The 12004-nt window shown below is 36.1% G+C and carries 8 protein-coding genes; 3 read left to right on the top strand and 5 right to left on the bottom strand.

The genetic code is table 11. The features are described from left to right. Positions 1–50: 50 nt before the first annotated feature. The 4 genes from MMARC5_RS02015 to mch form a co-directional block, all read right to left on the bottom strand. Positions 51–2105, bottom strand: coding sequence for a hypothetical protein (locus MMARC5_RS02015; protein WP_011868166.1), 2055 nt, complete (start codon positions 2103–2105; stop codon positions 51–53). Positions 2106–2163: 58 nt separating this feature from the next. Further along, entirely contained in the window at positions 2164–6678 is a 4515-nt protein-coding gene (locus MMARC5_RS02020) for a zinc ribbon domain-containing protein (protein WP_011868167.1), read from the bottom strand. 636 nt (positions 6679–7314) lie between these two features. Beyond that, a complete protein-coding gene (locus MMARC5_RS02025) occupies positions 7315–8430 on the bottom strand; it encodes a radical SAM protein (RefSeq protein ID WP_011868168.1) in 1116 nt (371 codons plus the stop codon). Positions 8431–8538: 108 nt separating this feature from the next. Then, positions 8539–9510, bottom strand: coding sequence for a methenyltetrahydromethanopterin cyclohydrolase (mch, locus tag MMARC5_RS02030; RefSeq protein ID WP_011868169.1), 972 nt, complete (start codon positions 9508–9510; stop codon positions 8539–8541). A 190-nt stretch (positions 9511–9700) separates the two neighbouring features. On the opposite strand from mch, the gene MMARC5_RS02035 reads away from it, so the two are divergent. The 3 genes from MMARC5_RS02035 to MMARC5_RS02045 all read left to right on the top strand — a co-directional run bounded on the left by MMARC5_RS02035 (position 9701) and on the right by MMARC5_RS02045 (position 11369). Next, positions 9701–10153, top strand: coding sequence for an FKBP-type peptidyl-prolyl cis-trans isomerase (locus MMARC5_RS02035; RefSeq protein ID WP_011868170.1), 453 nt, complete (start codon positions 9701–9703; stop codon positions 10151–10153). Between the two features lie 75 nt (positions 10154–10228). Further along, positions 10229–10948: a ribose-5-phosphate isomerase RpiA gene (rpiA, locus tag MMARC5_RS02040; protein ID WP_011868171.1), complete on the top strand. Its 720-nt coding sequence runs from the start codon at positions 10229–10231 to the stop codon at positions 10946–10948. Positions 10949–11093: 145 nt separating this feature from the next. Next, positions 11094–11369: a UPF0147 family protein gene (locus MMARC5_RS02045; RefSeq protein WP_011868172.1), complete on the top strand. Its 276-nt coding sequence runs from the start codon at positions 11094–11096 to the stop codon at positions 11367–11369. A 58-nt stretch (positions 11370–11427) separates the two neighbouring features. On the opposite strand, the gene fucA is transcribed toward MMARC5_RS02045, so the two are convergent. Then, positions 11428–11973, bottom strand: a complete 546-nt coding sequence (gene fucA / locus MMARC5_RS02050) for an L-fuculose phosphate aldolase (RefSeq protein WP_011868173.1) — start codon at positions 11971–11973, stop codon at positions 11428–11430. Positions 11974–12004 lie beyond the last annotated feature (31 nt).

Genomic DNA, 12004 nt, shown 5'->3' on the forward strand with positions numbered 1-12004 from the left:
TTTTAAAAAACTTTCCAGAAAATTAGCAAAAATAAAAAAATAGTTTGAAGTTATGGCTGAGGTAAAACTTCTGGTTTTTCTCTTGACTGATACCATGCTGCAGCTAGTGCAATCAATATCAATAATATTGCAGCCATAGCAAGGTAAATGTTTATTCCACCAAGTGGGCTTTCCTGCTGTAACACAACTCCTGTTTCATTATCGTATGTTTCACTATCTGAAGTTACATCCTGTGAATTTTTCGCAGTGGTCTGTTCGGTATCTTCCGAAGTTTCACCAGGATTTGCTGATGAAGTGGTCTTCATCAAAGTTCCTGAATCTGAATTTTTGGTAGTGGCTGAAGTTTCTGACGAATCTGAACTGATAATAACTGTCGATGAAGAGTCATCTGAACTACTTCCGCTAGATCCGCCACCTCCTGTACTTCCAGAGTCCCCAGTTTCAGTGGCTTTACTTGAGAATGTGATTATTACGTAATGTACTCCTTCATCGTAAGGAACTTCATTTTCGTAAGTAGCATTTGACAATTCTGCAGTAAAGCTTGAATAAGTTTCCTCTCCAGAAACTAGTGAAAACGTGACTACGTTACTACTGCTTTCGTAACCTGTCGCAGTCAGTTTATCATCAAGAGGCCCTTCTCCCCCAAATACTCCATTTTCAATTTCAATTGAATCTTGAAGTACATCGTCAACATACACATTCAATGTGCTGGAAGGTAATGTATCATCAAGATAAACGAGTCCGTAGAATAATTCTGGATAAAGTGGCATTGACGAATTATTTGTTTCATTAGTATTTGAATTACTATTGCTATCTTCCGTATTTGCTGATTCAGAAAAACTTATTTCCATGTAATACGCTTCCCCTTCAACGTATGGAAGTTCATCTGTGTAAGTTTCTTCACCGATTTCCGCAATAAAACTTGAATAAGTTTCCTCTCCAGAAACTAAGGTGAATTTAACTTCATTGGATTCTCCAACGTATCCTGTTGCGACGAGTTTTTCTGCAAGTGGGCACGGCCCTCCAAATAATCCGTTTTGAACTTCAATTGACTCTTGAAGTACGTCATCAACATAAACGTTTAAAGTTCCTGAAGCACTGGTTTCCCCAATTGTTGCGATACCGTAGAATAATTCGGGATTAAGTGGCATTGATCCACTGTCACCGGTATCTCCAGTATCACCGGTATCTCCAGTATCACCGGCATCTCCAGTAACTTCTGAAAACTCAATATCAATGTTTTGTACCCCTTCAACGTATGGAAGTTCATCTGTGTAAGTTTCTTCACCGATTTCCGCAATAAAACTTGAATAAGTTTCCTCTCCAGAAACTAAGGTGAATTTAACTTCATTGGATTCTCCAACGTATCCTGTTGCGACGAGTTTTTCTGAAAGCGGTCCTGAGCCCCCAAATAATCCGTTTTGAACTTCAATTGAATCTTGAAGTACGTCATCAACATAAACGTTTAAAGTTCCTGAAGCACTGGTTTCCCCAATTGTTGCGATACCGTAGAATAATTCGGGATTAAGTGGCATTGATCCACTGTCACCAGTATCACCGGTATCTCCAGTATCACCGGTATCTCCAGTATCACCGGTATCTCCAGTATCACCGGTATCTCCAGTATCACCGGTATCTCCAGTATCACCGGTATCTCCAGTATCACCGGTATCTCCAGTATCACCGGTATCTCCAGTATCACCGGTATCACCCGTTCCGGTGAATTCTAATAATACTTGAGTATACCCTCCAGATGCGAAGTCAATTTCTGAAACGTACTGAGCTGAATCTACGAGGTATATATTATAAGCTGGATTTATTGTATAACTTTCAGCTTCAAATGAAAATGTAAGTTCATCCCCTGAAGCTCCACTAACAACTAGTTTGGGATCAAATAATCCCTTACCAAACTCTCCATCATTAACCTGCACTTGCTCACTTTCCACTCCGTTTACAAGTACTTTTAACGTTCCTGTTGCAGGAAGTCCATTAATTGATACGTCCCCATAAATTGTATGGGGTAAGCTAGGAGCAGAATCTGCATAAGCAATATTCAAGCCGGAAACAAGTGCAAATACTAATAGTAATGTACATATTTTTTTCATTTTTTACACCTCAAAAAAGAGGAATGGCTGAATTTTAATTTTCAGCCATTATTAGCATTTACTGTCCAGCAAAGCTACAGCTTGAGTCTGCATATGCCCAATATGCATTTGTTGGTTCAAGTGGGTCGCTTCCGCTGAGTTTTAGCCATCCACTGGAACTGAATTCTAGCAATTTGCTAATTGGTGCCGTTCCAATGAAATCTTCACATGCTACATGATCTAATGATCCACCGTATGTATTTACACCGACTAAATTCCATCCTGAAGCTAACTGTATTTCGGGTGGGGTGTCGGTAGGTAATAAGTCTTCTATGTATATCGGCATACTGCCTTCAAAGGTACCAATGTATACATAACCTTCCAATGGTTGGAATTCTGTAACTTGTTCCCATCTTCCGTTTGTGTATTTTACAAAGGAACCTTCTGCAATGCCTGCATCGATAATCATCTGTTCAGTATCTACTTTTCCAGGTACAGAGAACATTTTCATGTTTTCAAGTTCAATTGTTCCTGAACTTTCGGATGTTCCTGAACTTTCAGGTATTGAAATTCCTTTCAATAATGCACTGCAATCCACTATTGGGAAGCCGTGTGGGCCAAGTATTGCAGTTTGATTTATTTTGATTGATATTCCACTTGTTCCCGAAGCAATTGTGTGGCCGGTACCCAAGTGTACTATAATTCTATGGTCATTTGTGCCATCTTCTTCCATCCAAGCGCCTGTACCAAAGCTTCCACCAGATATATCAAATCCAGCCAATGGGTCAGCATAAGGCTCGTAGGAATCGTTAATGCTTACTGTATCATTAAATGTTACGTATAGGGTAGTGCATGGTAAGTAGCATGCAGTAAGTATTGATACACATTCTCTGTCTATCGTAGTGTTTGTTTCATTAATTTCTGCAGGTATTCCACTATTATTGATACATACGGCTCTTGTTTTGGTTGCTTCCATGCTGCCACAATCGTCATCATATGCGTAAGCAACAATGCAGTAGCATCCATCTTCCATAGTTGTGGTATCCCACATGTAGTTCCAAAGACCATCACTACAGGTAATTTCATCTGTAATCATATTTGGAATTCCCTGATCAATATACCATAATTCGATAGTATCAATTACAGGGCAGTTTTCAACCGTACCTCCAACTTCTATTGTACCATTTTTAACTCCTGAATTTATTGCAGGGGTTGTTAATGTAATTCCAAAGGTGTTATCCACATCAATCATGCTCATGTCTGATGCGATTGCGCCTTCACATGGCCAGCCGTATGCTGAAGCCTTTATTTCATAGAGTCCGTCCATTCCGCAAGTGTTGAGATCGATTGTCCATATCATACCTTCACAGTCGCATGTTATAGGCAGGTATATCGTACTGACATCTGGGAAATTAGTCCAGTCTCCAATAGGCTCTCCAGTAGGTTCGCATATTTCTCTGTATTCGAATTCTAAGTAATCTAAGCACATGCATTGTACAGTACCTTCTATCGTAATAGTTCCTGCAACTGTAGGTTCAACTCCTGGACTAGTAATATCCAATACTACAAGATCAGGGTCATATTGCATGCATTCGTATTCTGTTGTTATTGTTGTTATTGTATTTCCACAATAGTAATCTGCTTCAGCACGAATCTGTGTTGATGCATTATTCAATTCACATGGGTTAAAGCAAAGTCCCCACTCCCATGTACCGTCACCGATATATCTGAAAGTTTCATTGGATACGTCCCCAATAAGTTCGCCACTTGGGGTGTATATTTTTACGCCCCCTACTCTTTCATCTACCAAGCATCCTGTTAAAGTACCTCTTATAGGTGCTTTGGTTCCTGTTACATAGTATACACAACAGTCAGGACAGGTTATATCGATTTCAATAGCGTTGTTTACATTAACCATTACATTGCTTTCACTCTGGTCACATGGGCCTGTAACTACAGCTTTTAAGTATAATGGTCCATCTTCAAAGCAGCAAGTGTTAAGTGCAGCTTTCCAGCGTCCATCTTCTACATTTACATCGATATCTTCTTTGTACAATGTCCAAGATGAGTTATCTTCTGATACATAGAAGTCTACGTTTGAAACTCCAGCACCGACTGCCGTACCGTATACCCAGAAGTTATCGCATACAGTCTGTCCGTCGATTGGTTTTGAGATTGTAACGCCTGATGTATCATCTACATAGATGTCTATAATGTATTCTGCGCGTTCAAAGTCGCCGCATTCGTCATTTTCACATGGTTCTACAACTGCTTTTATTTCGTAGTGTCCGTTATCTATGCAGTTTACCATGCATGAAGTCCACGTTACATCCCAGTATGCATAGTTGTCACACCATCTGAAGTCTGGCAAGTTTGGATATAGTGGATCTATTCCGTAATCAGTAAAGTCGATGTACTGTTCGCTGTTTTTCCAGCTGAGGAATGCACTGTCCATTGGTAACCAGTTTTCGGTTCCATATTCTCTCCAGTAGAGATCTACGTGGTCAGGTAGGCATACTTCATCCTCATCTGGCCAATTATTACATCCTGGCCAGCACCACCAGCCGCAACAGTCTGTATCTACCCATACGAATCCTCTTATGACTTTACCGTTGTATATTGTATTTCCTTCGCAAGGATCGATTATATTAACGTCAAATTCGTTGTAGATACTTGTTCCAATAGGTTCGGATTCAAATTCACCGCAACCTCCTGTCGCAACACCCCTTATTCTTACGTATTTTCCTTCTTCATTTTGAATATCTTCTGGAGTACACCAGTCAGTTTCCCAAGTTCCTGATTTGAGGCATGCTCCTTCATAAGTCCATGTAATTGAACCATCTGTACAGCTTGCATCTTTCCATTTGTCGTCCCACTCGATATGCCATGAGCATTTGTCATATACTTTTTCCCCAAAGTCATATTCAAGGGCTACATAGTCCGGGTAATCTATCCAGCATGTTGGGACTGTGATATCACCGTATGCAGTAACTGTTCCACTCTGAATATCGTATACTTTATAGCAATTATCACCCATCCAACAGTCTTCGTATACGCAATCTTCAAGTTCTATTGTCAGGTTTCTTTCATTGCAGTATGCAAATTCTACAGTGTCGTATCTGTATTCATAGTAGCATTCACATTTGTCAATAACTACGGCGTATACTTCGTAGCATCCTGAATCAAAATCACAAAATTCATTTGTTGTGAATGTCCAGTTTGGCATTGTAGCATATGTGCATCCAAGGTATTCCATATCGTATAACGCACATTTACAAATGTAGTTATCATGATCTTCAGGAATTCCACAGATACATTCTGGAACTCCGGTTCCAATATCTTCATTTGATGGATATCCGCAATTTGGACAGGAATATCCTGTAACTATTCCACCGCATGCACCGCAGATAATTGGATCCATTTCTGCACCACAATTTGGACAGATGTTTTCAGGTAAGTCCTGAAGTTCTAAATCCAATGTTACAATTTCTCCATCGCATGCATTGCATGTTGGTGCACAGCAAGCTCCATCACAAAGCGTGAAGTTTCCTGTTTTTACTGCATAAAATTCAATACATTGTGCAGCATTACAAGGATCGTTTAGGATACCTGAAAATGTAATTGGCCCACAAAGTGTCATACCACATTCTGGCGTAACTGGCGCAGGGCATTCTATTTCAAAGCATACATCTTCCCTTATAATTTCGAGATATCCCACGTATTTTTCACCGATCTGTACGCCATTATACATACAGTCATCAGTGCAGTCTGCGTAAGGTGTAGCAGTTATTTCATAGCATCCTCCGCAGTAAAGGTTGTTAAATAATACATCAAAAGTGTAGTCACAGCACATTGCGTTTCCAAAGTCTTCTCTATCGACAATGTATGTCATAGTAGGCATGCAATCTTCCTGAGGACATCTAAGACAAGAGCCTTCTCCAGTGTAGTTTGCAGTTATTAAAATATAGTCAACGCAATCGCAGGATTCATTTAAACATCCTTCGATAGTTCCTCCGCAGGAAAGTGATGCTGGAAGATCTAGGCATACAGCAACCCCTTTATCGAAGCATATGTATACGGGCTCTGAAGGACATCCTACTTGCATATCACAACCATCGTAGAGTACGGCTCTTAATACGTAACAGCCATCAGTTTCACAGCAGATAGGCCAGTCTAAACTCCACAATGCAGGACATTCTCCTTCTAAAGAATCATCGGTACCGACAACACTCCATCCGCATTCTTCATAAGCTTCAGGATTACCGCATTCACAGTCACAGCAGTAGTCGCTTAATTTTTTATAATATACTTTTATGTAGTCAGCACATCCCAATTCATCATCAACGCATGGTACGATTGTCCCGTTAATTGGCACTTCATCACACCACGTGGATGCGCATTCTGGTGAAATAATACTAATATTAAAACATCTATCATCAGTACAGTTACAGTCCATAATGATAGTACCTGAACCACTGTCACCATTACAAGTGCAAGTATCTAAAGTAGTAGGTTCAAGTGCTATAACACCCCCCATATTTGAGAGAACCATAACAAGTACCAAGAATAGTGCTTGTCCTGATTTTTTATTCACAAAACCACCCCTGGTTTCATATTAAAATATTTGAATATATTTAATGACCAATATATGGAGTATCCACTAACCAAGTTTTAAATAACCTATTGAAAACTAAAAATTTCCCCAAATTTTAACGTGTTTTCAAATTTTCTTAGTTTCCATAACCGGTCAAAAAATTCCAATTAAATACTTTCGTATTTTTCCTAAACACTGTTTTAAATTTTATTTCGTCTTATTATGCCCTTTACGATGAAATGTTTATGGCATTTTATGCGCCCCTCTTCAATTTCCCCGATCAAATCTATGTTAAATAAACTTTTTAAACCTTTCGAAAATGCCATTTTTAAAATAAAGATATAATAAACGATAATTAAAAGATTAAACTTAAAATTTAAACTTAAAGTTAAATTTAAAAGTTATATAATTATAATTTAAAGATTAAATGCGTAAAAAAAGATTTAATGTTAAAATCTCATTTATAAAACTTATAATATAAAATTAATCCGGAATAATCGGGATTTAAATGTTTTTAAGCGTTTAAAATATCTTTTGAAAAACAAAATTTTATCGAAAAAATCATGTAAAAAAGAATAAAATCGGGTTTTTTAAAGAAAGTATGGATTAATTAGGATCCATTAACAGAATAAATGATTATTTTTTCTTTAATTTTAAATTAGGTTTTTTTGTAACAATAGGAATTCTTTCAACTTCCAATTTATCTGATGTGGGATAATATTCTGATATATATGCACTAAATTTAAAATTAAATTCATTTTCTTTTAACTGTTCGATTAAATCTTCTAAAATTTCCGGATTTAAGTATAATCGATCTTTTAAAAGCTCAAAGTCTACTTCATTTTCTTTTAATATATCAATTACTTCTGAAACGTCTTCAATGTTTTTAAAATTGATGATTCCTTTTAATAAAAGGCCTTCTTCTGTAATTTCTTCATATGGTTTTGCAACGTTCATTGCACGATTTATAAGTCGGTTTTTCATCTGAACACTGTCTTTTAACGAAGAAGGGCAAAAATGGATTATCATTTTTCCTTTAAAATTATCACGTACATATTTTGCAGTTTCAAAGCTTCCTGAAATTCTGGAAGTTGTATCATCTTTTTCAGAAAATCCTCTATCGATTAAAGCTTGGTAGTTAGTTTCTGAATATTCAAGTTCATTGATATTTAAGAATTTTACGCCGATTTTATCAATTTCAAAAGCCAAATCTAAAATTTCTTTTTCAAAATTTGGAATTCCTGGAATTTCAACTCCAACATCTTTGACGTATTTTTTACAGAGTTTCAATTTTTCTAAAAACTCCATTTTATCGAAATTTTCAAAATCATTAAATAATTTTGTTGAGTGTAATCTAATTTCATCGAGATCTGCTTCTTTTAAAAGCCTTAAATTTTCTTCATTAACAAATTTTGGTGTTGTGTATAAATGTGCGTGGAAATTCTTTCCAAATTCTTCCTTCAAGGCTTTTAGATATTCAACCGTTCTTTCAATCCTTAAAAGTGGATTTCCACCAGTTATTCCTACCCCTTTACTTCCACAAAGATATGCTTCTTCAATCGCTTCTTCAATCGAATCGATCTGCTTTTCATTTGCAAAAATTACGTCCTTTTTCTTCCTTTTTTCTGAAAGTGGGCAGTAATAGCAGGATTCTTCGCAGAGTCCTGTAATATACAAAACCAGTTTTTCTCCTTTTATACAGTATTTACAGCCCAAGGCCAGATCTTTTTCATTTAAATTTGATAAATCCATAAAAACACCTTAAAAATCGGTAACTTTATTTTTGTAAATTTTGATAAAACCTGAAATAATATTCTAAAAAATAGATATGAAAATTTAGTATTTATATGCTATGTTAATTTATAATTGGCTGAATTTTAATGATTTTTTGATTACATCAACGTTTGTTTCACCGTATGACATTAATTTTCCGGTTCTAAGGTCGTTGATTGTAACAACTGCTGGAGCAAATATTCCTTTGTCAATTTTGTAGAAATCATAGTTTGCTTCTTTGAATACATCTAAGAATGGTTTTCCATAGGTTTCAGCGGAACAGGATGGTAATGATTTGCATAAGTTTTCGATGTCGTCTCCTTCATCGCTTTTAACGTAGTAGTATGTTCTACCGCCGTATAAAACCATGTCGTTTGTAGCGCCCATCATTTTCAAGTCGTCTCCGATTACTGGAGCAACTGGAGCAATACCTGCTGCAAATTTGACTTTTCTTACATCAAAGTGAAGAGCTTCTAACATTTTGTAGGTTCCGTTTTCTACAACTCTACCGCTGATTTGAACTGCCCCCACCATTGAAGCTGTTGGAGCGACGAGTAAGTAAACTTTTGAAACATCTACGCCACATTTTTCAGCAACGTGGTCAGCAACATTTTCGTCAGGAAGTTGTGAAGATTCTAAACAAAGAATTGCAACATCTGCTTCATCTTTGTAGTCAATTTCTTCGTAGGTTGCTTTTGGCATCATTGCTAATGCTCTTGCAGGTCCTGAACCCATTGCGAAGTATTTACCAACACTTACGCTCCATCCAGCTTTTTGTGCACCGAGTGTTGCAATTGCAGGGTGTGATGTTTTAATTTTTACACATGGTAAAACGAGTTTGTTGTCAAGGGATCCTGAAATGCTTATTCCAACGTGTGCAAGTCCACCAAGACAGATTTTAGTAAATAATTTACCTGCTTCAAAGCTACCCATTACGTTTACACCGCAGTCAAGTACTGTAGCTCCGTTTTCCAATTTAATTACTTCAATGTTTAAGTCTTCTTTTCTGTTGATCATATCTTCAACAATTGGTAATGAAGCTAAATTTACACTGATCACTGTTCCACCTTTTTTATATTCTAATTTTTTTAGATATTTTTTAATTTTTATAACTTTTGATTTGATTTAAAGAAATGCCCTTAAAAAGACCGATTTACAAAGTTAGTGTATAAACTGGGCTGATAATAAGATATATATATTATATTGATTATTTGATTGATAGTCACACATGAAGTAGGAGTTGATTTTTTTGATTACCAAAGGAGATACAATTAAAGTAGATTACACCGGCAGATTTGAAGAAGGGGAAGTTTTTGATACCTCAGTAGAAGCTGTGGCTAAAGAAGAAGGAATCTACGAAGAAGGAAGACCATACATGCCTTTGGAATTCACTGTTGGGGAAGGACAGTTAATCCAAGGTTTCGAAGAAGCAGTTTTAGGCCTCAAAGTTGGAGAAGAAGTAACTGTTACAATCCCGCCTGAAAAAGGATACGGATTTAGAGACGAATCTTTAATCGAAAGAGTTCCAATCGAAGCATTCGATGAAGCAGACTTTGAACCTGAAGAAGGAATGGTAATTGTTGCTGGTGAAGAACCTGCGGTAATTTTAGAAGTTACTGATGCAGACGTCGCTCTTGACTTCAATCACGAATTAGCTGGAGAAACACTCCAATTTACAATAAAACTTATAGAAAAACTTTAAGTTTACTTTTAAAAAACCATATCTTTTTTTAATATTCAAAATATATTGCATTTTTAAGTATTTTTGGTGATTTTTATGGCTAGGACTAAAAAAGCTAACGATGAAGTACCCACGAATTCTGATTCTTTGAAGTTAAAAGTTGCAAAACAGGCTGCAAAACTTGTAAAAGATGAAATGGTTGTAGGACTTGGTTCAGGCTCAACAGCAAATCTTTTCATTCAGGAACTTGGAAAAAGAATTGTTGAAGAAGAATTATACATTTACGGGGTTCCTACTTCATTCGATTCAAGAATGGTAGCAAGTACTGCCGGAATTCCATTAATTTCACTTGATCAATGTGGTGAAATTGACATTGCAGTAGATGGTGCAGATGAAGTTTGCAAAAGCACTCTTTCACTAATAAAGGGTGGCGGTGGATGCCACACAATGGAAAAAATCGTGGACTACCATGCAAAAGAGTTCATCGTTTTGGCAGATGAAGGAAAATTAGTTGATTCATTAGGTGATAAAACTCCGGTTCCATTAGAAGTAATTCCATTTGCTTATTCCACAGTTTTAAACAAACTTTTAAAAATGAATACTGCACCTGCAATCAGGACTGGTTCTGGAAAAATGGGACCTGTAATTACAGACAGCGGAAACATGATTATTGATGTATTCATCAGCATTGATGATGCAGAAGAAACCGAAAACATGTTAAATAATATTCCTGGAGTTTTAGAGAACGGGGTATTCAGCAAATGTGATAAAGTACTTGTTGGAACTTCCAAAAAAGTAGAAATACTCAAGAAATAACGGGATTTTTTAACAAAAAACTCTTTTTATTTCAATTTCAAAAAGAATAACCTTAATCTTTAAATATGATAGCATTTAATCATAGTATGCAATAGTAGAATTTACAGTTCTTTTTTATTTAAAACACGGCCAATGAGGTGAATCCATGTTTAGCGCCAAAAAATTATCTCCAACAGATAAACTCAGAAATATCTCGTCAATGCTCGAAGAAATCGTGGAAGACACAACTGTTCCAAGAAACATCAGAGCAGCAGCAGACAATGCAAAAAATGCATTACATAACGAAGAACAGGAATTAATTGTGAGAAGTGCAACTGCAATTCAATACTTAGACGATATTAGCGAAGATCCAAACATGCCAATTCATACAAGAACCCAGATCTGGGGAATTGTAAGTGAACTCGAGACAATTAAAAATTAATTAAAAAACGAAATTAAATAAATTTTAAATTTAAACCTTTTTGAAATTTTTAGAATAATTATTCACCCAAATTATTCATAATATAATTTAACTGTGCTATTTCTTCTAAAACTTCAGTTTTCACGTAAGCTTCAGTTATATCTTTTCCTAGCGTAACTATTCCGTGGTTTTTTAGAATAATTGAGTCTTCAACGCAAGCTGAAACATTTTCTGCAAGTTCTAAACTTCCACATGGAAAATAGTCAACGTATGCTATTTTTTTAATAAAAATTTCAGCTTCAGGAGTTAATAATTCCAATTTTTTATCTAGTGCTGAAAATGCAGTACAATACATCGAATGAGTGTGGACTATTGCATTTATGGACTCTTTATTTTGATATATTTTCAAATGCATATTTAATTCTGAAGTAGGCTTTCCTTTTAGGATATTTCCTTCAATATCTGCAACACAAATGTCTTCTTCATTTAAAAATCCCAAAATGGAGCCTGTTGGAGTAATGTAAATAAGATTTTTATTTTTTATACTTACATTTCCGCCAGAACCAACAACATATTTTCTATCGTATAATAGATGGCATATTTTTATAAAGTTAGATAAATTCATAAAATCACCGGAAAAAAGGGGAAAATTAATT

The organism is Methanococcus maripaludis C5 (assembly GCF_000016125.1).
Taxonomy (GTDB): Archaea; AGJL01; Methanococci; order Methanococcales; family Methanococcaceae; genus Methanococcus; species Methanococcus maripaludis_D.

Coding starts and splice junctions, on each gene's coding strand:
- MMARC5_RS02015 (WP_011868166.1), bottom strand. CDS start 2,105: ATGAAAAAAATATGTACATTACTATTAGTATTTGCACTTGTTTCCGGC.
- MMARC5_RS02045 (WP_011868172.1), top strand. CDS start 11,094: ATGTTTAGCGCCAAAAAATTATCTCCAACAGATAAACTCAGAAATATC.
- rpiA (WP_011868171.1), top strand. CDS start 10,229: ATGGCTAGGACTAAAAAAGCTAACGATGAAGTACCCACGAATTCTGAT.
- MMARC5_RS02025 (WP_011868168.1), bottom strand. CDS start 8,430: ATGGATTTATCAAATTTAAATGAAAAAGATCTGGCCTTGGGCTGTAAA.
- fucA (WP_011868173.1), bottom strand. CDS start 11,973: ATGAATTTATCTAACTTTATAAAAATATGCCATCTATTATACGATAGA.